The 22,685-nt window shown below is 62.4% G+C and carries 21 protein-coding genes; 13 read left to right on the top strand and 8 right to left on the bottom strand.

Annotated features, from left to right (window positions below):
* Positions 1-11 precede the first annotated feature (11 nt).
* Together J5Y06_RS00575 and J5Y06_RS00570 are read right to left on the bottom strand one after the other, a co-directional pair.
* Positions 12-965, bottom strand: a complete 954-nt coding sequence (locus tag J5Y06_RS00575; RefSeq protein WP_209333182.1) for an aldo/keto reductase — start codon at positions 963-965, stop codon at positions 12-14.
* 126 nt (positions 966-1,091) lie between these two features.
* A complete protein-coding gene (locus J5Y06_RS00570; protein WP_209333181.1) occupies positions 1,092-2,195 on the bottom strand; it encodes a mandelate racemase/muconate lactonizing enzyme family protein in 1,104 nt (367 codons plus the stop codon).
* Positions 2,196-2,390: 195 nt separating this feature from the next.
* On the opposite strand from J5Y06_RS00570, the gene J5Y06_RS00565 reads away from it, so the two are divergent.
* The 5 genes from J5Y06_RS00565 to J5Y06_RS00545 all read left to right on the top strand — a co-directional run bounded on the left by J5Y06_RS00565 (position 2,391) and on the right by J5Y06_RS00545 (position 9,116).
* Positions 2,391-2,639, top strand: coding sequence for a BrnA antitoxin family protein (locus J5Y06_RS00565; RefSeq protein WP_209333180.1), 249 nt, complete (start codon positions 2,391-2,393; stop codon positions 2,637-2,639).
* Between the two features lie 746 nt (positions 2,640-3,385).
* The gene (locus tag J5Y06_RS00560) at positions 3,386-5,266 is read left to right on the top strand and encodes a putative bifunctional diguanylate cyclase/phosphodiesterase (RefSeq protein ID WP_209333179.1); all 1,881 of its coding nucleotides are present in this window, start codon (positions 3,386-3,388) and stop codon (positions 5,264-5,266) included.
* A 70-nt stretch (positions 5,267-5,336) separates the two neighbouring features.
* On the top strand, positions 5,337-6,299 hold the full coding sequence (locus J5Y06_RS00555) for a zinc-binding dehydrogenase (RefSeq protein WP_209333178.1): 963 nt from the start codon (positions 5,337-5,339) through the stop codon (positions 6,297-6,299).
* A gap of 87 nt (positions 6,300-6,386) precedes the next feature.
* Positions 6,387-7,358 carry an ABC transporter substrate-binding protein gene (locus J5Y06_RS00550; RefSeq protein WP_209333177.1) on the top strand — a complete coding sequence of 324 codons (972 nt, stop codon included), beginning with the start codon at positions 6,387-6,389 and terminating at the stop codon, positions 7,356-7,358.
* Between the two features lie 156 nt (positions 7,359-7,514).
* Positions 7,515-9,116: an ABC transporter permease gene (locus J5Y06_RS00545; RefSeq protein WP_209333176.1), complete on the top strand. Its 1,602-nt coding sequence runs from the start codon at positions 7,515-7,517 to the stop codon at positions 9,114-9,116.
* A gap of 19 nt (positions 9,117-9,135) precedes the next feature.
* On the opposite strand, the gene J5Y06_RS00540 is transcribed toward J5Y06_RS00545, so the two are convergent.
* From J5Y06_RS00540 to J5Y06_RS00515, 6 genes are all read right to left on the bottom strand, one after another.
* Positions 9,136-10,164, bottom strand: coding sequence for an ABC transporter ATP-binding protein (locus J5Y06_RS00540; RefSeq protein ID WP_209333175.1), 1,029 nt, complete (start codon positions 10,162-10,164; stop codon positions 9,136-9,138).
* An 88-nt stretch (positions 10,165-10,252) separates the two neighbouring features.
* Entirely contained in the window at positions 10,253-10,618 is a 366-nt protein-coding gene (locus J5Y06_RS00535) for a hypothetical protein (RefSeq protein ID WP_209333174.1), read from the bottom strand.
* A 15-nt stretch (positions 10,619-10,633) separates the two neighbouring features.
* Positions 10,634-11,470 (bottom strand): MBL fold metallo-hydrolase, encoded by an 837-nt coding sequence (locus tag J5Y06_RS00530; RefSeq protein WP_209333173.1) that lies wholly within the window; start codon positions 11,468-11,470, stop codon positions 10,634-10,636.
* Positions 11,471-11,826: 356 nt separating this feature from the next.
* Entirely contained in the window at positions 11,827-13,104 is a 1,278-nt protein-coding gene (locus J5Y06_RS00525) for a YtxH domain-containing protein (protein WP_209333172.1), read from the bottom strand.
* Positions 13,101-13,493, bottom strand: a complete 393-nt coding sequence (locus J5Y06_RS00520; protein ID WP_209333171.1) for a phage holin family protein — start codon at positions 13,491-13,493, stop codon at positions 13,101-13,103. The genes J5Y06_RS00525 and J5Y06_RS00520 overlap by 4 nt, the downstream gene beginning before the upstream one ends.
* Complete coding sequence (locus J5Y06_RS00515; RefSeq protein WP_209333170.1) at positions 13,486-14,352, bottom strand: hypothetical protein; 867 nt, start codon at positions 14,350-14,352, stop codon at positions 13,486-13,488. The genes J5Y06_RS00520 and J5Y06_RS00515 overlap by 8 nt, the downstream gene beginning before the upstream one ends.
* 275 nt (positions 14,353-14,627) lie before the next feature.
* Between J5Y06_RS00515 and J5Y06_RS00510 the strand changes: the two genes are divergently transcribed.
* The 8 genes from J5Y06_RS00510 (at position 14,628) to J5Y06_RS00475 (ending at position 22,632) form a co-directional block, all read left to right on the top strand.
* The gene (locus J5Y06_RS00510) at positions 14,628-15,503 is read left to right on the top strand and encodes a glycine betaine ABC transporter substrate-binding protein (protein ID WP_245247489.1); all 876 of its coding nucleotides are present in this window, start codon (positions 14,628-14,630) and stop codon (positions 15,501-15,503) included.
* A 63-nt stretch (positions 15,504-15,566) separates the two neighbouring features.
* Positions 15,567-16,190 (top strand): ABC transporter permease, encoded by a 624-nt coding sequence (locus J5Y06_RS00505; RefSeq protein ID WP_209333168.1) that lies wholly within the window; start codon positions 15,567-15,569, stop codon positions 16,188-16,190.
* Complete coding sequence (locus J5Y06_RS00500; RefSeq protein ID WP_209333167.1) at positions 16,187-16,834, top strand: ABC transporter permease; 648 nt, start codon at positions 16,187-16,189, stop codon at positions 16,832-16,834. Before J5Y06_RS00505 ends, J5Y06_RS00500 begins: the two co-directional genes overlap by 4 nt.
* Complete coding sequence (locus J5Y06_RS00495; RefSeq protein ID WP_209333166.1) at positions 16,831-17,760, top strand: ABC transporter ATP-binding protein; 930 nt, start codon at positions 16,831-16,833, stop codon at positions 17,758-17,760. The genes J5Y06_RS00500 and J5Y06_RS00495 overlap by 4 nt, the downstream gene beginning before the upstream one ends.
* Before the next feature lies 1 nt (position 17,761).
* Positions 17,762-18,424 (top strand): LLM class flavin-dependent oxidoreductase, encoded by a 663-nt coding sequence (locus J5Y06_RS00490; RefSeq protein WP_209333165.1) that lies wholly within the window; start codon positions 17,762-17,764, stop codon positions 18,422-18,424.
* The gene (locus tag J5Y06_RS00485; RefSeq protein ID WP_209333164.1) at positions 18,424-19,680 is read left to right on the top strand and encodes an LLM class flavin-dependent oxidoreductase; all 1,257 of its coding nucleotides are present in this window, start codon (positions 18,424-18,426) and stop codon (positions 19,678-19,680) included. The genes J5Y06_RS00490 and J5Y06_RS00485 overlap by 1 nt, the downstream gene beginning before the upstream one ends.
* Positions 19,677-20,435, top strand: a complete 759-nt coding sequence (locus tag J5Y06_RS00480) for a 2-keto-4-pentenoate hydratase (RefSeq protein WP_209333163.1) — start codon at positions 19,677-19,679, stop codon at positions 20,433-20,435. The genes J5Y06_RS00485 and J5Y06_RS00480 overlap by 4 nt, the downstream gene beginning before the upstream one ends.
* 325 nt (positions 20,436-20,760) lie before the next feature.
* Positions 20,761-22,632, top strand: a complete 1,872-nt coding sequence (locus J5Y06_RS00475; RefSeq protein ID WP_209333162.1) for a TRAP transporter large permease — start codon at positions 20,761-20,763, stop codon at positions 22,630-22,632.
* The last annotated feature ends 53 nt before the right edge of the window (positions 22,633-22,685 follow it).

The raw sequence follows: 22,685 nt of genomic DNA, 5'->3' as shown, positions 1-22,685 counted from the left end.
CCAGTTGTTCGTCAGGAACTGGCCCGGTCCAGTGCTGCCAGGTCCTCAGGCGAAAGCGTCAGGCGGGCAGCCTGGCCGAAGCTCTCGACATGATCCACCTTGGTGGCGCTGGCAATCGGCGCCGTCACAGCGGGCTGAGCCATCAACCAGGCGAGCGCGATCTCAGCGGGCCTGGCATCATGTGCGGCCGAAACCTGGTCGAGTGCCGCCAGGATCCGCATGCCCCGCTCGTCGAGATATTTGCCGACCGCGCCGCCGCGCTGGCTTTGCCCAAGGTCGGCTTCGCTCCGGTACTTGCCGGACAGGAAGCCTGAAGCGAGGCTGAAATAGGTCACGACGCCGAGATTTTCGCGCAGGCACAGGTCGCGCAGAGGGCCGTCGAAGCCATCGCGGTCATAAAGATTGTATTCGGGCTGCAGCACCTCGTAACGCGGCAGGTTTCGGATCTCCGAAGCCCGCAGTGCTGCCGTGAGTTGGCCGGCATCCAGGTTGGACGCGCCGATGGCTTTGACCTTACCTGCCTCGATGAGCTTGGCATAGGCGCCAAGGGTTTCTTCATGCGGCGTGTTCGGGTCGGGGAAATGGGAGAAGTAAAGATCGATCGCGTCCACCTGCAGGCGCTTCAGCGACGCTTCCACCGCGGTGGCGATCCAACTCGCTGAAAGGCCGCTTCTCTTCGGACCACCGCGCTGTGATCCGACCTTCGTGAACACCACGACCTTGTCGCGCTTGGCGGGATTGGCTTTCAGCCATTTGCCGATGATGGTTTCGGACTCGCCACCCTCGTGGCCAGGAACCCAAGCGGAATACACGTCCGCGGTGTCGATCGCGTCGAAACCCTGATCCACAAAGGCGTCCAGCACGGCAAAGCTTGATTTTTCGTCGGCCGTCCAGCCGAACACGTTACCACCAAGCACGAGCGGGGCGATGGCGAGACCAGAGCGGCCGAGAGGGCGCTTGTTCATGATCCGGGTCCTTTCGATTGATGCGATTTTGCCGAAGCGGGAGGTGCTGCTTCACCTAGCGCGTAGTTCCAGGCGTCAAGCTCAGCAGGTGAGCGCGCTCCTTCTGGATCAGCAAGGCGTAGCGCTTTATCCGACCTCACTGACCTCGTATTGCGAACGCGCCAGCCATTCCGGCGAAACCTCGATCCCCCACCCCGGTTTGTCGGTGACCGTGACGTGCCCGTCGGTCACCGCATACGGGGATTCAACGAACAACCCCTCCTGCCAGGGGTAGTAGTCCCGTCCTTCGATGGAGAACTCCAGATATTTGCCCGCGCCTTCGATGGCCCGCAGCAGATGCATGGTGAAAAGGGTGACAAGTCCCAGATTGGCGGCATGCGGCGTGATCGGCAGCCCTGCCGCCTGCGCCATCCGGCACACCCGCAGGGTTCGGCTGATCCCCCCAAGGTAAAGAATGTCGGGCTGCACGATGTCCACGGCGCGCATGTCGATCATCCGCTGCCAGGTTGGCAGTTCGCAATCCTGTTCGCCGCCGGTTACGGCGATGTCCAGCGCATCCGTGACTTGCTTGGTTTGTTCCAACTCCCAGTAAAGGCAGGGTTCCTCGAAGTGCTCGATGCCGTTGTCCTGGAGAATACGGCCAACTTCGATCGCCCGCTGTGGCGAGAATCCGCTGTTCGCATCCACAAGAAGCGCCACATCGTTGCCAAGGGCTTTGCGGATGGTCGGGATGATCGTTTCCGTGCGGCCTGGCCATTCGTCTACGTCATGGCCGTATTCTGCGGCAACCCGGAACTTGAAGGCGTCGAACCCGAGTTCGTCGCGCAGGCGCGTAAACCGGTCTGCTTCCGCTTCGGGCGTGATGTCGCGACGCATGGATGACGCATAACACCGCAATTTACCCGGCGTGCCGCCAATCAAGGACGTTACGGGCTTGCCTTCGCGCCTGCCGCGCAGGTCCCAGATCGCCGTGTCGAGCCCGCCCAGCGCCCGCTTGATGTAGGATCCGGGAAACTTGTGTTCGCGCTCGATCACAAGATCCGTCAACGCATCCACTTCATCGAAAGGCCTGTTCAAAACCCAGGGTGCGATCTGCCGGTGCAGCACCGTCGCGGTGATGTCGGAGTTGTATGTCGACACCTGGCCCCAGCCGGTTGACCCATCCTCGGCTGTGATCCTGACAAAGCCGATGAAGCGGTTCGTGAACGTCTCGATGCGGCGCAGGCGCATGATTCCCCCGATCTGGATGCTGTTCCGTTGTGCCCGTAGTCGCCCTTCGGCTCAATGTCGCAAATCAGTGATGACCGCCGCGCCTTGCCTCGCGCCCTTCTGCAGTTATCCTAATATGTAGGAAACACGACGACAGGGAGACGACAGGACGAAGGGCCCCGGCCCCCGTGAACGCACATCAACTAAAATGATCGATTGCGGCGAGATCGATCTGCTTGGAGGAACATCACGTTGAGCAGCGGAGCAAAGAAGCTTTCGGTTGAAGGCGGGCGTGGCGAGGACGCGCCGCGAAGACCAGGGCGGCCTCGCCTGGAAAATGCAAAGCAGCCCGTCAGTCTTCGACTGGAACCGGAGGTGCTTGCGAAGTTCAAGGCGACAGGCCCGGGTTGGCAAAAGCGGATGAACGACGTTCTTAAGGCTGCCATTCTCGATCACGAGAAATAGTGATGCTCGCTTTCAGCATTGCCAAGGCACGAAAAACAACGATCCGTTAACCCTGGTTTACTTCCCTCCGTTATCCGCAATGCTGCCAGTGAACCTCTCCCGCACTCCAAGCGTATTTCAGAGGAATCAAATACGGTGAAGCAATGCGAACGATCTACGCTCCCTCTGAAGACGGCTTGGACCGCTGGGAAGAATGTGCGGATGCGCTCGAGCCGGCGTTTATGCAACTAATCGATCGGGCACGGAAAGCAGGCTGGTGCTCGCAGGAAGTTTTGGTCGCCCTTTCTCTCCTGGCCGATCTTGCACAGGAGGCCGATCGCGAAGAGGGTCCGAAGCTCGAGCGCTCATCATCTCTCGCGGGTGCAACCCGCACCGGAACAGCTTAAAGCGAAAGACCGGCAATGAAAGCGCACAACAGCAGCACTGTTGCGGCCAGGATCATGTCGAGGTGTCGGGATCGGTTCGGTTGCGGCATCGCTCGATCGCTGATGTTAAGACGGCTTGGAAGCTCCCCGCCTTTGTGGCTGGTCGGCTACGGAAGGTCCATCCCCTAACAGGGAGCGCGGTTAACGATGCTGCCGAGCAACGATCAGCACAAAGTGGTCTCGTCTTGCCTTTGCTGTAGTACCGAAATTCAAAAACTTATTTGCTCTTTCCGACGCAACAAGATCTTTAGAATCCGGGTCTAACGCTGCTTCTACTTGGCCAATGGATCTTGCGCAGCAAGGTCCCGGGTGGGGGCGGGGATGTCCAGCAGCAACGTAGCCGCGCGCTTGGTTTCGCTCCAGACGGCAGTTCTGGAAATGATCGCCTATGGCGAGCCGATCTCGTTGATCAGCGAGCGGATCTGCCGGGAAGCCGAAGCCTTGTCAGAAGGCACCGTTTGCTCGATCCTTTGCGTGGATGCGGATCGGCACTTGAAGACCTTGGCTGCTCCGAGCCTGCCAGTGCACGTTTCGCGCGCCTTTTCGGGGCTGGCGATCGGTCCCTCAGTCGGATCCTGTGGCACATCGGCCTTTCTGGGCGAGCCCGTGACCGTCGTGGACATCACCGATGATGAGCGGTGGTTGCATTACAAGGATCTTGTTCTGCCGCTTGGCCTGATGGCTTGCTGGTCGAGTCCGATCAAGTCGCGCGATGCGCGCATTCTCGGCACCTTCGCCTTCTATTACCGGGCCAAGCGAGGTCCGACAGCCGTCGAAAACGCTATCGTTGCGAGCTTGACCAATCTCTGCGCCATCATGCTGGAGCACCGGGAAATCCAGCTGAAGGTCCACGAACTCGCCTTCACCGACACATTGTCCCAGCTACCCAACCGCGCGAGCTACAACAACCGCGTGGACGAACTGGTGAAGGATCCCGACGCCAACTTCGCCCTCCTTCTCCTTGATATTGACCACCTCAAGGCAGCCAACGACATGATGGGGCACTCTGTCGGCGATGCCCTGATCAGGACTGTCGCAGCGCGTCTTCGCGACATGGGCGGCAGCCTTGAACCTTTCCGCTTGGGTGGCGACGAGTTCGGACTGATCGTGCACGGTTGCGACACGCCCGAAGCCATGGAGGAAGTCGCGCGTTCCCTGATCGCCAAGGCGGAGCTGCCGTTTGAAGCCGACGGCTACACGGTCGTCCCGTCCGTCACGATTGGCGGCGCCATCTACACCGGCGAGGGCGAAGCTGAGCGGCTGGTCCAGAACGCCGACATGGCGCTTTACCACGGCAAGGAAAACAGCCGTGGTTCTTTTGTGGCTTACCGCGAAACGCTGCAAACATCGATGGCGCGCCGCGTTGCGGTGATCGGCGCACTGGGCAGTGCCTTGAACGAAAACCGTGTGGAAGCCTTCTACCAGCCGATCGTGCGCATCGATACCGGCGCAATCGTTGGTCTTGAGGCTCTGGCCCGCATTCAGATGCCGAACGGCCTGGTGCAAACGGCGGCGCAGTTCCACGAAGCGACGAGTGACCCGCGCCTTGCTTACGAGCTGACGGGGCGAATGCTCGGGCAGGTTGCGTCCGCCGTGCGCTCTTGGCTAGACCTGGGGCTGCCGTTCCAGCACATCGGCATCAACGTCACGCAGGCGGATTTCAAGAAGGGCGATCTCGAGCAGCGCATCGTGGACGCCTTCGCGGCCGCGGAGGTGCCGCTGAAGCACATCATCCTTGAAGTCAACGAAGCCGTGTATCTGGGACCCGGCGACGACTTTGTTGCGAATGCCGTGGAGCGCCTTCGTTCCCGCGGCATCCTCGTCGCGCTGGACGACTTCGGCACCGGCTTCGCGTCCCTGACGCACCTTCTTCACTTCCCTGTCGACATTCTCAAGATCGACCGATCCTTCGTGACCAACCTCAAGGACGACCGCAACAGCGAGGTCATCGTGGAAGCGCTGCTGTCGATCGCCAGCAAGCTGAACATGAAGATCGTGGCGGAAGGCATCGAAACACTGGAACAAGCCGAGCGCCTTGTGTCGATGGGATGTGTGCTGGGGCAAGGGTATCGCTTTGCGCCGCCCGTACCGCGAAACATGACAACGGAGCTTCTGAGGAGGTTTTCGCAGGGGCTTGGCCACACTCGCTTCACGCCGGGTTTACCCTTGATCGACCAACTGGACCTCAACGACACGCGCTGAGCGATTGCCGCGCGGCGGCCTGCGAACTACATGGCTGCGGACAGCAGTGAAAGTGGCGTGGAGCAGCATCATGAAGGCCGTGGAATTGAGCCGCTTTGGCGAGGCACTCGGCGTCGTCGACAAGCCGTTGCCCGAACCAGCGAAAAACCAGGTGCGCGTGCGCATGCTGTTGTCGCCGATCCATAACCACGACCTGATGATTGTGAAGGGCGTATACGGCACCTTGCCGACCCTTCCCGCCGTGCCGGGAACGGAAGCGGTGGGGATCGTCGACGCGCTTGGTGAAGGCGTCACCGGCGTGCAGGTGGGGCAGCGTGTCACCGGAAACGGTGCCGGCACCTGGGCGGAATACTACCTCGCGGAGGCTCCGTTCCTCACAGCAGTGCCCGAAAACCTCGATAACGAAACCGCCTGCCAGCTTATGTCGATGCCGCTCAGCGCAAAGATGATCCTGGCCGATCTGGATGTGAAGGAAGGCGACTGGATCATCCAGAACGCCGGCAACGGCCTGGTGGGCAAGCTGGTGTCCCGCTTCGGCAAGAAGCGCGGCATCAACGTGATCAGCCTCGTGCGGCGGGATGACGCTGTGGCGGAACTGGCGCAGCATGGCGTGGACACAGTGGTGTCGACAGAAGCGCCGGACTGGCGCGATCGCGTGAAGGAGATGACCGGTGGCGCGCCGATCATCCGCGCTCTGGATTCCGTCGGAGGCGAAGCGGCGGGGGATCTGCTTGATCTCCTCGGCGATGGCGGCGAGCTCGTCAATTTCGGCGCCTTGTCTGCCAAGTCGATCAAGGTGTCACCGTCGCAGCTTCTTTTCAGGGGGCTGCGCTTGCGCGGCTTCTGGGCCGCCAAGCCTTCCTTGTCCCGCGAAACCGTCCTGGCGTTGCGCAAGGAATTGCTGGACGAAGCCGCTGCCGGCGAGCTTCATCTCCCGGTTGAGCGCCAGTTCAGCCTGGATGAGATCGGCGATGCCGTGCAGGCGAGCCAAACACCGGGGCGCAAAGGCAAGATCGTCCTGGCCGCGCGCTGAGCGCCGGATTTCGGAGCCGCGGCCGTCATCGAACTGTCAAGGACGCGCTCTAGGACGGGCCGCAGTTGAACTGCAAAGGATCGCGCCATGCGCTTGTTGATTGCTTCCGCTCTTGTTGCCGGCTCTCTGTTCCCGGCTTTTGCCGCAGACGGTAAGCTGGTCCTGTATACCAGCCAGCCGAACACGGATGCCCAACAAACGGTGGACGCGTTCAAGGCTGCAAACCCCGGCGTGGAAGTTGAATGGGTGCGCGATGGCACGCCCAAGATCCTGGCCAAGCTACGCGCAGAAATCGAGGCCGGCCAGCCACAGCCGGACCTCCTGCTGATCGCGGATGTGGTCACGATGGAAGGCTTGAAGCAGGAAGGCCGCTTGATGGCCTATCCTGAGGCAAAGGTGGAAGGCATCGACGAAGCCCTCATCGACAAGGACAAGACCTATTTTTCCACGAAGCTGATAACCACGGGCATCGTGTACAACACCAATGCGCCGATGAAGCCCACCAGCTGGGCTGACCTCACCAAGCCGGAAGCCAAGGGCCAGGTCGTGATGCCGAGCCCGCTCACCTCCGGCGCCGCCATGATCCACACGGTGACCCTGACCGGCAACCTGCAGCAGGGCTGGGATTTCTACTCCGCGCTTGCCGAGAATGGTGCCCAGGCTTCGGGTGGCAACGGCGACGTCCTGAAGGCGGTCAGCGGCGGCGACAAGCTTTACGGCATGATCGTCGACTTCATGCCGATCCGCGAAAAAGCCAAGGGCGCCCCCGTCGAGTTCGTGTTCCCCGCCGAAGGCGTTTCGGCGGTTACGGAGCCGGTCGCAATCCTTTCCACAGCCAAGAATCCGGAAGCCGCCAAAGCCTTCGTCGACTTCCTTATGTCGGAAGAGGGGCAGAAGCTGGCTGCCGAGCAGGGTTACATCCCGGCGCGTGATGATGTCGCGCTGCCGGCGGGCTATCCCGAGCGCTCGACCATCAAGGTCCTGAACTACGACGCGGCCGCGGCCCTGAAAGACGACATGGCGAACAAGGAAAAGTTCTCCGATGTGATGGGCCAGTAAGCGGCGGACGATCAGCTGGCCGACCTGTCCACAACGCAATTTGAAGAACCCGCGCTGCGCAAGCGCGGGTTCTTCCCGTTTTCACACTCAAGGTCAAACTTCTGGCTCGGCGCGGCCTTCGCGCTCGCAGTCATCGGCCTGCTCAGCGTTTTACCTATGGCCCGCCTTCTTCTGGCGGCGGTGGCGCCCGGCGGTGAACTCGACCTATCGGCTTTTGCCGAGCGCCTGATGCGCAGTTCCACGCAGCGCGCAACCTGGCGCACGCTGGACACCTCCTTCTTTGGCGCCGTGCTTGCCATGGTGATCGGCATACCCTTCGCCATTGCGGTTGCCATGACCGACATGCCCGGCCGCAAGGCGCTTGGCTTTCTGCTTCTTCTACCGCTGATGATTGCGCCGCAGGTGACGGCCCTGTCATGGCTGCATCTTTTCGGGCCATCATCGACGCTTCTCGGCATGCTCGGTCTTGCACCGCCGCCAGGCACGCAGAACCCGGTGCTTGGGCGCAACGGGATCATCCTTCTTTTCGGCGTGCAGCATGCTCCGATTGTTTTCGTGACCGTGCGGGCAGGATTGGCGCGGGTGCCGCGCGACTTTCTGGAAGCAGCGCGCGCAGCCGGCGCCACGCAGATGCGCGCGCTTTTCACCGTGGTTCTGCCCCTGCTTCGCCCTTACCTGATTGCAGCGGCGGCGCTCGCCTTTGTGTCGGGGATCGGCAATTTCGGCATCCCGGCCCTGCTCGGCATGCCGGTGAACTACCTCACTTTGCCAACGCTCATCTATCAGCAGATGGCGAGCTACGGGCCGAGCGTCCTGCCGCAAATGGCGGGCCTGTCGATCCTGATTTCGGCGCTGGCTCTGGCGGGAACCGCGGTTCAGGCGCTGGCGGTGCGCGACCACAGCGCGCGCTTCGCAGGAGGCCTTCCGGCCCAGTTTGCCCTTGGCCGCTGGCGTGTGCCACTCGCGATGGTAGGCGCGCTGGTGATCACGGCTATTCTGGTGCTGCCGGCGCTGGCGCTTCTCACCACGGCTTTCGTGCCGGCATTTGGGGTTCCCCTGACGGCGGAAACCGCAACCGTGGGCAATTTCGCCGAAGTCCTGACCCGGCAAGCGTCAACCATGCGCGCGTTTCGCAACTCGACGCTGTTGTCGGCCGGGGCAGCCTTGATCCTGGCGCTGGGTGCCGTGCCGCTTGCTGTTGTGCTGGAGCGCTTTTCGCAGCGTCACCAGCGCATCCTTCACGGCGTCATCGATCTGCCCTATGCGGTGCCGGGCATCGTTCTGGCGATTGCCTGCATCCTCCTGTTTTTGCGGCCACTGCCGTTGATCGGCAGCCTTTATGCCACGGCCGCGATCATCCTGATCGCTTACTGCATGCGCTTTCTGACGCTAGCGATGAAGCCGATCACGACGGCAGTGAACCAGTTGCCGGCCGAACTCACGGAAGCCGCCGCTGCCGCAGGCGCTGGCCCGATCAGGCGCGCCTTGACGATTACGGCGCCGCTCGTTGCGCCGGCCGCATTGGCGGGCGCGCTGCTCGTCTTTATGAGCGCCTTCAACGAACTCACCGTTTCGGCGCTTCTTTGGTCGAGCGGCAACGAAACGCTGGGCGTGGTTCTGTTCAGCTTGGAAGAAGCGGGGCTCGGCACGCAGGCGGCCGCCATCGCGGTTGCCAGCATCGTGGTGGTGGTCGCCTTGCTTGCTGTTCTCGACCGATTTGCCCGCAGGCTGCCCGGCGGCGTCCTGCCTTGGCGCTGAAGCAAAGCGCTTCCGACCCTCAGCCCGGCATTGCCCAGGCGTCGGCCACGGCTACCCGGACATCTGTCCCGCTGGCAACGGGAGCCGGGTGATCCACCACCAATTCGCCGGCCTCTCCGGTCAGGCTGAGCCGCAGTTCATGCACCGGGCCGCGGTACGTCGACGACATCACCCGTGCCGGTAAACCCTCTTCGCCGAGCCGCAGCGCTTCCGGACGAAGGAGAACGTGTGCCGGGCCGGAAAAAGCCTCGCTTGCCCGCGCCTGAAACCGGTGTCCGGCAAGGAGGACGCTGCCGTCGACCTGCGCCACCGCTGGCACGAGGTTGCCACGCCCGACGAAGCGGGCCACCGCCATATCGGCTGGTTGATGGTAAACGGCGGTCGGCGCCGCATATTGCAGCACCCGGCCGCGTTCCATGACCGCGACCTTGTCCGCGAGCGCGAGCGCTTCGGCCTGATCATGCGTGACATAAACGATCGTGGCCTTCGTGCGCTGGTGGATGTCACGGAACACGTCCACCATCGTTGCCCGCAGATGCATGTCCAGGTTCGCAAGCGGTTCATCAAACAGGATGATACCGTTGTTGCCGACGAGGCAGCGGGCAAGCGCAACGCGTTGCCGCTGCCCGCCGGACAACTCATCGATCCGGCGTGCGCCGAAACCCGTCAGCCCGACGATCTCCAGTACCTCATCGACCTGCCGGTTGGCGGCGCTTCGCGCAGTGCCGCGCATGCGCAGGGGATAGCCGACATTCCCCGCGACATCGAGATGAGGCCATAAGGCGTAAGATTGAAACACGATGCCGATGCCGCGCTGTTCCGGCGCAACAAGAACCTGGTCTCCAGCCATCATCCGGTCACCGAACCAGACCGAGCCCTCGCTCGGCGTTTCGAAGCCCGCGATAAGGCGCAGAAGCGTGGTCTTGCCGCAACCGGATGGGCCGAGAAGGGCGGTAAAGGAGCCTGGTTGGAGATCGAGCGACACGCTGTCGAGCGCAACCGAGGAACCGAAGCGACGGGTAAGGCGATCAAGGCGAATGGCGGTCAACGGAAGCTCTGAAACAGAAGGAACGTGGTGGTGCCGGGATATATGACCGGCTGGTTCGACGCCACTGTGACAGTCCCTCTGCCCGGCTTCAGTGGCGCGCTGCTTGTGCCGGCGAGTTGGGCTCCAGCCGGGTGGTGAAAACAAGAAACAGTCCCGCCGCTCCAACCAGGTAAGGTGCCCACTGGGAAGCGGAGGGAAGCGCCAGAAGCGTGGGTGCACCAAACATGAAGATCACGAACAGAACGTCCAGGCCGAGATGAACACGAAACGGGAGCCGTTTCCAAAGCCCCAGTTCGTAATCCGTGACGGCGCTGTAGGCGAGGGCAGCAAGGCCGGCCACAACAAACGCGGACGTGGCGGCGTCATCCCACCCAAACAGAAACGGAAGCGCGATAACGAGGAGGCCGACGAGGTAGTCGGCGGCTGCATGCAGGCTGCGGGGAATGAAGCGCATAATCGACGCGCTCCCTCAGTCGGAGGAGGATGCGCGGTGTGAAGGCGGCAGCGCAATCGCGTCGAAGCGTCGAGCCAGATCCTCGAGCGCCGCCAGCATCTGCGCACCGGCCATGGCTCGGCCGTGGCCCGTCACCACCAGTTGCGGCTGCAAAGCAGCCAGGGCTTCGACCGAGCGCCGTGCAGCCACCCAGTCTGGTGTGAAGTAGCGGGGCGGCCCGTGCATTTCCGGTGTCTGCATCGCCACTTCGTACGCAGATTCCTGTCCTGTGGTGACGAAAGCATCGCCAGCGATGACCGCGCGGTCGCTTTCACGCCAAAGCGAAACATGACCGCGCGTATGCCCTGGCGTGTGGAGCCAGCGCCACTCCGGAAAACCTGGAACGGAGCCGTCGGCTGGCAGGTCTCGCAGCCGGGGTCCGACATCAACCGGGCTTGTGGGAAAGAGGGGCGACAACAGCGGCATGATCCCGCCGCCGACCCATGGCTCTGGCGACGGATACGACTCCGTTCCATTCAGATAGGGGTGCTCCAGGGGATGGGCGTAGACCGGCACATCCCATTCATCGGCGAGCTCCACCAGCGCGCCAACATGGTCGAAGTGGCCATGGGTCATGAGAATATAGGCCGGAGGGCTCCCTTCACCGAAGCGCTGGGCGCAGGCAGCGCGAATGGCTTTTGCGGAACCCTTGATGCCTGTGTCGATCAGCACCCAGTTCGCAGCTGTTCCCAGATACACCACGTTGACGAGCGTGTGTCGTTGAAACGCCAGGTCCGGCGTCAGCGTCCACAAACCGTCATCGCCTTCCGTGCCGGCGATGCTTGCCTCGTCCAGCGGGATCTGAACAGCCATCGTTGTCTCCTTGCGCTCGTGTCTCGGCACAAGCATCGACCCTGTGGATTGTTCCGTCCCTGCGTGAGCGCAGGGAAAGCGGATCAATTGCTGCTCCGAAGAGTTGGGGAAGAAACGGAGAACCAGCAGATGAGTCAGCCAGCAAATCCCGATGCCGTCCCCGAAGGAACGCCCAACGCAGGCGAAAGCTTGTGCCGGAAATGCGGCGGGAGCGGAAAGGTCGACGGCCAGACCTGTTCGGAATGCGATGGAACTGGAAAGGTGATGACGCCGCTTGGCGGCGCTTGATCGAGCACATCGACGCGGACATCAGACGTGAAAAGGGCGGGGTGCCAAGCACCCCGCCCTTTTTCTGATCAGATCTTCGATTTTCCTGAAGAGCCGGCACCTAAGCCGGAGCCCGAGCCCGAAGTCGCGCCCGAGCCCGACGTTGAAGCCGAGCCGGCGCTAGAACCAGAGCCCAAGCCTGAGTTGGAGCCCGTGGTCGCGCCCGAGCCGGAGGACGACCCAGAGCCGGAGCCAGAGGTCGAGCCGGAGCCAGAGGTCGAGCCGGAGCCAGAGGCCGAGCTAGAACCGGAGGACGAGCCAGAGCTGGACCCAGACACGCGGTCTTTCACGGAAGACTGGGCGTGGTCGGCTGTTTCGCTCAGGACCTTGGAAACGCGTTCCGCCAACGGCTTGCCGTCATTGGTAAGACCTTCCTTATCGGCGGCCTCTTTCAGCGAGTCGTAGGTTTCCGTTGCCACTTCCTTGGCCTGCTGGATGCCGTCGGACGCAAGATCCTTGGCGCGATGCTTCAGGTCGTCGCTTGCCGCACCGAACTGCTGGTCCTCGAGCCTCGTCTTGGGCAGGAGAGCGCCAAGTGCAAGGCCGATTGCAGCGCCGACTGCCGCCGTGATCAGCGGCTCACGCTGGATCGCATCGGCCGCCCAGTCTTGTGCGTCGCGGGCCCGGGTGGAGGTGCCGCGCGCAAAAGAGCGCCCGCCGCGGTACATGGAACTGCCGGCTGCTCCGAGGCGCTCCTGCGTGGAGCCGACCGCGTTGCCCACGGCATTGGCGGCACCGCCGATTGCGTCTCGGGCATCATGCGCGGCACGGTTGATTGCGCTGCCGGCGCCGGAAGCCATGCCCTTGGCGCTCGATGCCATGCCTTGGGCACTGCCCTTGGCACTGGACGCCATTCCCTTGACGCGATCGCCCATGCCTGGACCGGATTGGGTATCGACGTCGTCGCTGCCCACCCAGTCATCGGTCACCGGATAGTCCGTCGCGCCATAATCAGCGGCAGCATAATCGGCGTCCGAGGCATAATAATCCGCGTCGGAACCGTAAAGGCTGCGGGACGAGCCGCGATAGGATGTGGAGCTCGAACGGAAGGACTCCGGCGTCGTGCCCTTGCCCAGCGCAAGCCAAGCCAGGCCGACGCCCACCAACGCCAGTGGTAGGGGGTTGTCGCGGACCTGCGTTTTCAGGTTCGTCAGGGCGGCTGCCCCATCACCCGTGCGCAGCGAGGACGTCAGTTCGTCGATCATCTGACCGGGGGTCATACGGGCCCGCAGCGTTTCGGCAGTGTCTGCAATCCGCGCGCGCGTCAGTTCCGCTTCACGTTCCAGGTTGCTCGTTTCCTCGCTCATTTGAACTGCTCCTTCACAACGGTCGCGTCTTTGCCAAGCTGATGGGTGGTCTGGTCGGGCATGAGGTTGGAGGGCTCGAGATTGGCCGTGCCCCTGCGCACCAGCACAACGCCGATGATCGCAACCACGACGCCCACCAGAAGCGAAGCCCAAGCGGGATCCATGAACTCGCTCAAAGCAACCACCAGGGCCTGCAAGAGCACCAGAAGGGCTGCCATGAGCAGGATCGCTCCGGCGAGCATTTCCGTGATCCCGCTAACAGCGAGTTTCATCTTGTCGCCCATTTCGGAGCGAAGCAGCCGGATCTCGGTCTGCACAAGCGTGGAAACCTGCTGGATCAGGTCACTGATCAAGCTGCCCACGCCACGGTTGTCTTGCGGCTCAATCATTGCGGCGGTCTCCTGATGGCTTGTAATCGGCCGGCCACACCTCGGGCGTGCCTTCCAGCGGAGGCAAGGACGACGACGAGGACGAGGTTGCGCCGGCGGGCTTGTAGGGCGACGACTCGACCGTGTCGCGTGCGGTGCGGTCGCCAGCGGCATCAGACAAGGCCGACGGATAAGCCGAACCCGAGGTGGTGGAGCTGGTGGTTGACGCGCCGGAAGCGCCCGAGCCTGCACCGAATGACGAAGATCCGGTGCTGGAGCCCGCGCCAAGTCCGGAGCTGCTGGAAGCGCCGAAGGACGAGCCAGTTCCGCTGCTGCTGCCAGGCGAGTAACGATTGGTTCCCGACGAGCTGCCTGGGTAGGACGACGACGAAGGATAAGAAGACGTCGAGGAAGCGGATGGCGCCGAGCTCTTCAGGAAGCGCGCTGCGGCAAGTCCGGCCAGAACCGAGCCCGCAAGCAGGATGGTCGGGTTGGACCGGCCGAAGGACCGCAATTGGTCCACCACCTGGTCAAGCGGCTTTTCCTTGACGGTGCGGGCGAGGTCATCGACGCTGCCTGCGGCACTGTCAACGAGACCCGCAACTTGCGATTGGTCGTTCTTCTTCAGGTGTTCGCCGGCCGCGTTCAGCGCACCAACGAAATTCTGGAGGTAGCTGCCCAAGGTCTGCTGAGCGGCTTCCGCCTGCTCAGTCGCAACCTTCTTGGCATCGGAAGCCAAGCCGCTGGCGCGTTCGCGCACAGCACCCGAAGCGTCGTTCAGCGCCGACTTCGTGGCGTCAGTCTCGCGCTTCAGTGCGCCTGATGCGCTGGAGCCACTTGGCTGAGTGCCGGACCTAAAGTCCGTTGGATCGCTCTGCATGGTGTTGCCTTTCACTTTAAGGGATGTCTAATCCTGTTCCCTGAACAATCACGGGGCGATCAAGTTCCCGAATTCCTCTCGTGAGGTCGGCGCTTTGCACTCAAGCGCGGACAGTTTCCGCTCGGCGGCGCAGCAGGAAACGGTCTGCATCGCGCGCAGGCCCGCGGAAAACATGATTTTTTGCGCGGGCCGCAGCAAATTAGAATGGCCGCCCATGGGAATTGATGCCAATCTGTTTCAGAGTGCGCGCACCTGATCCTGGAGTGTTGATCATCATGAAGTCGTTGCGAACCGCTGTTCTTGCCCTAGCCCTTTCCGCAGCAACCGCTTTCCCGGCCATGGCCGAACCGGTGAAGATCGGCAGCAAGAACTTCACCGAACAGTTCATCGTGGCCGAAATCTACGCGCAGGCGCTGGAAAAGGCGGGTGTCGAAGTTGAAAAGCGCCTGAACCTCGGCGCAACGCAGATCGCGCACACCGCGCTCACCAGCGGCGAAATCGACCTTTATCCGGAATACACGGGTACCGCCCTCGCAGCGGTGGTGAAGGGCGAACTCACAAGCGACGCGGATCAGATCTATACGGCCGTCAAGAAGTTCTACGAGGAGAACCTCGACCTAACGTTGCTGGAGCCCACCGCCATCAACAACGGCTATGCCATCATCCTGCTCCCCGAAAAAGCGGAAGAATACAAGCTGAAGACGCTGACGGATCTTGGGCCGGCTTCCAAGGACCTGACCTTCGGCGCGGAAGGCACCTTTGGTGAACGCAAGGACGGCTTGCCTGGGCTGGAACGCGTTTACGGCATCAAGTTCAAGGAATTCGTGCAGTTCGCAAAGCTCGGCATTCGCTATAGCGCGCTAACGAGCGAACAGATCGACGTGTCTTTCGGCTTCTCCACCGATTGGCAGATCGAAGACAGCAAGCTCGCTGTGCTGGAAGACGACAAGGGGCTTTTCCCACCTTATTACCTCGTGCCGGTGGTGCGCCAGGATGCACTGGAAGCGAACCCGAAGATTGCGGAAACGCTGAACAAGATTGCTCCCCTGCTCACCAACGAAAAGATGCGCGCCATGAATGCCGCGGTGGAGCGCGACCGGAAGGAGCCGGCGGAGGTCGCCGCCGAATTCCTCCAGTCGGAAGGCCTCTGACCAACGAGGATCCGGTCGCACAGGCTGTCCTGCGTGACCGGACTCCAGCTGAATGACTGAAGCGTGACCTGGGCGCATAAGAACATCGGGGTGATCCTCGAGGCGGCTGGACAGCATCTTTTGCTGTCCTTCCTCTCGGTGATCATCGGCTGCGCCATCGCGCTCGTGCTTGGCATCATTTCTGCGCGTCGACAGAAGCTTTATGTGCTGTTTCTGACGCTCGCCGGGATCATCTTCGTGATCCCGAGCCTCGCCTTGTTTGCCTTCTTGATCCCCGTGATGGGGCTGGGCATGAAGCCTGCCTTGACGGGGCTGTCGTCTTATTGCCTGCTGATCCTCTTGCGCAACGTGGTGACGGGCCTGCGCAACGTGCCGGCCGATGTTCTGGACGCGGCCGATGGCATGGGCTTTAGCCGGTGGCAACGCTTGACCAAGATCGAACTGCCGCTTGCCTTGCCGTTGATCGTTTCCGGTATCCGGATCGCTCTGGTGACGGTGATCGGCATCGCCACGGTGGCGGCCTTCATCGATGCAGGCGGTCTGGGCAGTATCATCCTGGCCGGCATCGATCAAAGCTATCCGGAAAAGGTGATTGTGGGAGGCGTGCTCACGGCGCTGATCGCGGTGTTCTTCGACCTGTCCATGACTTGGATGGAGAAGCGTTTGTCACGGGAAAAGCAGGCATGAACCTGCTCACCGAAGCCATCACCTGGATTGCGGACAATCCCGGCCAGTTCAACCGCGCCCTGGGCCAGCACCTGCTGATGTCGATCTCGGCGATCGTGATCGCGCTATCCATCGGCTTGCCACTGGCGATTATCATCATCCGCTCACGCTTGATGGCGACGCTCGCCGTGAACTCCGTGAATGCCTTGCGCACGCTGCCGAGCCTCGCCATTCTCGCGATCATGATGCCGATTCTCGGCATCGGCCTGTGGCCATCGATCGTGGCGCTGACGATCCTGGCTTTGCCGCCGATCTTGATCAACGCCTATATCGGCTTGCGCGACGTTGACCCCGATGCGGTGGAAGCCGCCACGGGGATGGGAATGAGCGAGCGGCAGATCTTGCGTAAGATCCGCATACCCCTGGCGGCCCCGGCGATGTTTGCTGGCTTGCGAACCGCTTCCGTGCAGGTTCTGGCGGGCGCAACACTCGCGCCCTTTATCGGCGGCGGCGGGCTCGGCGATTTCATTGCCGTGGGTATAGCCGGCATGAACCAGTCACGCTTGCTTGTGGGCGCCGTGCCGATTGCCATTCTGGCGCTTGGAACGGAATTCTTGCTCGGGCAAACCGAGCGCGTGCTTTTTGGTGAAAGAAGAGCGGCATGATCACCATGAAGGACGTCAGCAAGCGCTTCGAAGGCACGGGCGCCGCGGCCGTGGACAACCTGACGCTGGAGATTCCGAACGGCATCACGGTGGCGCTTGTCGGCCCGTCGGGCTGCGGCAAGACCACGACCATGCGTATGATCAACCGTTTGATCGACCCCACCAGCGGCACCATCACCGTTAACGGTCAGGACGTCCGAACGGTGGACGCCGTGCAGTTTCGCCGCCACATCGGCTACGTGATCCAGCAGGTGGGTCTGTTCCCCCACATGACGGTTGCCCAGAACATCGCGTCCGTTCCGCGCTTGTTGAACTGGGACAACCGGCGCATCGAGGCGCGCAACCAGGAACTGATGCAACTGGTCGGATTGCCGGCGGACATGCTGCAACGCTACCCGCGCCAGCTTTCCGGTGGCCAGCGACAGCGCGTTGGCGTGGCCAGGGCGCTGGCCGCCGATCCGCCGGTGCTTTTGATGGACGAGCCGTTCGGTGCGATCGATCCCATCGCCCGCACACGACTGCAGAACGAGTTCAAGCAGATCCTGGCGCGCGTCAAGAAGACAGTGGTGATGGTGACGCATGACATCGATGAGGCCGTCAGGCTGGGCGATCGCATTGCCATCATGCGCAATGGGCGCATCCAGCAGTACGACACGCCCGAAACGATCCTATCGAAACCGGCCGACGCGTTTATCGAGAACTTCGTGGGTGCGGATCGAGCGTTGAAACGCCTCAGCCTGTTCACAGTTGCCGATGTCATGAGCAGGGAGGCGCCGAATCCGGCGCTGCCTTCGATTGCAGAGGACGTTGATTTGCGCGACGCCCTTTCAGCCATGGTGGCGGCCCGCGCAGACCGCATGACCGTGGTGGACAAAGATGGCACGACCACCGGTACCATTACCCAAACCGCAATCCTGGCCGCCTGAAATGCCGACCGATCTCCCGCGCGCGCTGTTTCTGAGCGGATCCCCGAGTGATTGGCCTTTGGGCGACCTGCAGCTTGTCGTGCAGCGAGCCGATGTGGCAGGCGTTGAAACGCTTGTTGTGCCGGACGGCATCGCCCCGCGGGACGGTGGTGAGGCCTGGCCCGACGCCTTGATCCTAATGGGCTGGTTTGCGCCTCAAACACGCAGCATCGTGCTGCTTGGAGCCGTTTCCAGCCTGGGCCACCAGCCCTACAACCTCGCGCGCCGCCTGGCTTCGCTTGATCTCATCAGCCGGGGCCGTGCCGGATGGGTGATCGCTGACGGCGACGCGGACGCTGAGTTCGCGGCCTTCAGCGGCGCCAACAGGCTCGCAGGCGTTGATCTGGCGGCCCGGCAGCGCGAGTTCGAAACGGTGGTGGATGGGTTGTGGGACAGCTGGGACGCCGATGCGCTTTTGTTCGACAAGGAAGGGGGACGCTTTTTCGAACCTTCACGGCTGCACTCACTTAATCACCAGGGCGAGCACTTCTCGGTTCGCGGTCCGCTCAACGTGATGCGCTGGCAAAAAGGCAGGCCTCGTATGACGCGCTTTGACAAGCTTGGTCCGGTTACCACGGTTGCGAGTGCAAACGCGGCGTTGGCGCTGTTGGGGGGAGGCGCCTGATGTCGGAGCACATGAAGCTTGGCGCGTTTCTGATGCCGACCGGCCATCACATCGCCGGCTGGCGGCATCCTCGCGCTGCCGCTGATGCGGGGATCGACATCGACCACATGGTCAGGCTTGCGCAAACCGCCGAGCGCGGCTTGTTCGACCTGGTCTTCTTCGAGGATGCGGCGGGTCTACGCGAAGGGCGCGTGGACCTGGCAGCGCAGGCCGCGCGCTCGGTAGGCTTTGAACCGATCAGCCTTCTTGCGGCCTTGGCGGCCGTGACTTCGCGTGTCGGTCTCGTCGCGACGGCCTCGACGTCGTACAACGAGCCTTATGCCCTGGCCCGCGCCTTCGCGACGGTGGATCTGGTCAGCAACGGGCGCGCCGGCTGGAACCTCGTCACGTCGGCAAGCGAGATTGAGGCCGCCAACTTTGGCGCGCAAGGCTTGCGGGCGCATCGCGATCGCTATGCCCGGGCCGGAGAGTTTGCGGATGTGGTGCGCCAGCTCTGGGACCCCGCCACGCGGAATGCCACCGTTCATCATCGCGGGGAAAGTTTCGCGGTGGAGCAGGGACTTGGCTTTCCGGCGTCGCCCCAGGGCGCTCCGGTGATGGTGCAGGCGGGTGCTTCCGATGTCGGCCGCGACCTTGCTGCCCGCACGGCCGACGTGGTTTTCGTGGCCACCCAGACCTTTGAAGCCGCCAAGGCGTTTCGCGACGATCTGCGGGCGCGAACAAGCGCCCATGGGCGCGACCCGGACGCGATCAAGATCATGCCCGGCATGTCGCCGGTGGTGGTCGAAAGCCGCGCGGAAGCCGAAGACAAGTTCGCCGAGCTGCAGGCGCTGATCCCCGATGATGTCGGCCTGGCGTTGCTTGCCAGCTATCTTGCCACCGACGCTTTGAACGGACTGCCGCTCGACGGGCCGCTGCCGGACCTGAAATCCACCGAAGGCATGCAAAGCCGCCAACAGCTGGTGATCGACCAATCGCGCCGCGATGGGCTCAGCATCCGCCAGGTGGCGCAGCATTTCGCAGGCGCGCGCGGGCATTGGCGGCTCGTCGGCACACCTTCCGATGTGGCGGATCAACTGGAAGAATGGTTTGTCGGCGGCGCAGCCGACGGCTTCAACGTCATGCCGGCGTATTTCCCTGACGAGCTGGATATCTTTGTGGACCGCGTGGTGCCCGAGCTCCAGCGCCGCGGCTTGTTCCGTTCGAACTACGCGTCGGACACGTTGCGCGGCAATCTGGGCCTGCCCGTGGCGTGACACCACTCGCGCAAAGCATCCTGGATGACATCCGCGGTGCACGAGCTTTTGAGCCACGTGAAGACGCGATCGCGTCCCTGGAAGCGGCCTATCGCGTCCAGGACGAGGTCAATGCCGCGCTGCTTGCCGAGCAGCCTGCCCGCTCCATCGTTGGCTACAAGATCGCGTTCAACCGCCAATCGTCGCTCGACTACTACGGGCTCGACGAGCCCTGCTTCGCGCCGCTGTTTTCAGACCAGGTCCACGCAAGCGGCGTCGTGCTTCCGCTGGCGGCTTATCGCGATCTGGTGGTGGAGCCGGAAATCGCCATTCGCCTTGGATCATCGCTGCAAGGGCAGGTGTCGGAGCGCGATGCAGAAGAGGCCATCGAGGCGTGGCTGCCGGCAATCGAGATCATGGACGTCCGCCACGCGTTTGCGCGCGATCCGAGTGCGGCCGCGGCTGTTGCCCAGCGCATCCACAATGAAGGCGCGGTGCTCGGCACGGCGACCTTGTGGATCTCGGCGAGCGACACCACTGCGGCAAGGATGCTGCATTCGGATCATCTCCTGGGTGAAGCCGTGAATGCAGCACCTCAGCCGCCGCTGAAAGCTCTGTGCTGGCTCGCCAACCGCCTTCGTCGCGACGCAAAGTACCTCCAGGCAGGCATGGTCATCCTCACCGGCGCGTACTTGCCAGGTCAGGCGATCACGACGCCCGGTCTGGTGAAAGCGGAAATCCGTCCTTTCGGTCGTGTCGAATTTACCTTGATCTGAACGACGGAGGCGGAGACCATCGGCCGCTATGATGTCTGCGACAGGTTGAGCGTTGCCGGTGCATCGCGGCTGGAAACACCTGCGGAAAGCCGCCGAGACACTCGTGCTATTCTTATTGGTTCATAATATGGACCTCTGATAGCGCTGATTAATGAGCTAAATCAATGACTTGTTGTTTGTGGTTGCGAAGATCTGCAGCGACGGATTGTATGATGAACCAGCAGGAGAAACGGTGACGTCCTTCTGCTGAGGTCGCGCTGGGAGGAGCGGCTTGGATGGATGGGTGCCAAGCGCCCGCGCATCCGCTGGATATGAGGAGGAATTCATGAGCACAGCAGCAGCTCAAACGGCGGATGAATTTGCCGTTCCCACCGAGTCGCTCGACGCGCGCCCCGGCTCCCGCTTCATGCGGCCTGTGGAAGCTATTGCCGTCGTGTTGCTGCTTGCGATCATCGCCATGCTTCTGACCGGCGTTGTGTCCCGCTACTTCTTCAATCAGCCCATCACCTGGATTGACGAAGCGGCCTCCATTGCGTTCCTCTGGCTGGCCATGTTCGGCACCGCGATTGCAATCGACCGCGCCGAACATCTGCGCCTGACCCTGTTCCTGTCGCGCATGAGCGATCGTCGCCGCGCGCTTGCCGAAACCTTCGGGCTCGTGCTGATCGGAACCTTCTTGGTTGCGCTTATTCCGCACGCCTATGAGTATGCGGTCGGAGAGATGGACATCACGTCTTCGGCCCTGAACATCCCTGTCGGATACCGCGTTTCGGCCATCGCCGTGGGCATGTTGCTGATGCTGGCGCTCATTGTGGCCCAGCTGTTCCGCGACTCCCGTCTGGTTGACGTAGTTGGCTCCTTAGCGGTGGTGGCGCTGATCGCTGCGGCGCTGTGGTTCCTGTCGCCGACGCTGACCGGTCTCGGCAATCTCAACATCCTGATTTTCCTGGTAGGCGGGGCTGCCATTTGCCTGGCGCTTGGTGTTCCCATTGCCTTTTGCTTCGGCATTGCAACGCTGATGTTCCTGGCCTTCACGACGAGCATGCCGCTGGTCGTGATGGTGAGCCGCATGGACGAGGGCATGTCGAGCCTGATCCTTCTTTCCGTGCCGGTGTTTGTCCTGCTCGGCTGCATTCTGGATGCCACGGGCATGGGCAAGGCGATCGTCGATTTCCTCGCGTCCATGCTCGGCCATGTGAAGGCCGGCATGTCCTATGTTCTGCTGGGCTCCTTGTTTCTCGTTTCGGGCATCTCCGGCTCCAAGGTGTCGGACATGGCGACGGTCGCCCCGGCGCTGTTTCCGGAAATGAAGCGGCGGGGTCACAAGCCATCGGAAATGATCGCACTTCTGGCAACCGGTGCGGCGATGGCCGATACCGTGCCGCCGTCGATCGTGCTGATCGTGCTGGGCTCCGTTGCGGGCGTATCGATCGCCGCTCTGTTTACCTCAGGCTTCGCCATCGCCATCGTGCTTCTGGTGATGCTGTGTGCGCTTGCGCGGGTCAAGGCGCGCGGTGAACTCACTGATGGCGTGCGCCGGCCATCGCTCAAGCTGATCGGCAAGGCGGCGCTGATCGCCTCGCCTGCCCTGGTGCTGCCCTTCATTATCCGCTCGGCGGTGGCGAGCGGCGCGGCAACCGCGACCGAAGTCTCCACCGTTGCCGTTTTGTATGCGTTCGTGATCGGCATGGTGCTTTATGGCGGTATCTCGCCCCGGCGCATCTACGCGATGTTCGTGGAAACCGCGGCCATGTCGGGCGCGATCCTTCTGATCCTCGGCACTGCGGCCGCCATGGCCTGGGCGCTGACGCAAACGGGCTTCGCATTCCAACTGCGCGACATGATGAGCAGCCTGCCAGGCGGCTGGCTGAGCTTCATGCTCCTGTCGATCCTGCTGTTTCTGGTGCTGGGCTGTGTTCTCGAGGGGCTGCCCGCCATCGTGCTCCTTGCCCCCATCATGTTCCCGATCGCCCGCGCACTCGGCATTCACGACGTTCACTACTCGATGGTCATCGTCACCGCGATGAACATCGGCCTGATGGCGCCGCCGATCGGCGTTGGCTTCTATATCGCCTGTAAGGTCGGCAACGTGTCGCCCGACGAGGCGATGGGCGCGATCTGGCCCTATATCGGCGCGCTGATCCTGGGTCTGCTCGCCATCGCGGTGGTGCCGTGGTTCTCGTTGGCTTTGCTCTAGGAAGCGGCGCCACCGATCAACGATCTACAACTCAACAACCTGGAGGAGACTGC

This window comes from Tianweitania sediminis, from assembly GCF_017813335.1.
Taxonomy (GTDB): domain Bacteria; phylum Pseudomonadota; class Alphaproteobacteria; order Rhizobiales; family Rhizobiaceae; genus Tianweitania; species Tianweitania sediminis.
Note: the sequence above shows the minus strand (reverse complement) of the source record. Positions and strands in the feature narration are given on the sequence as shown.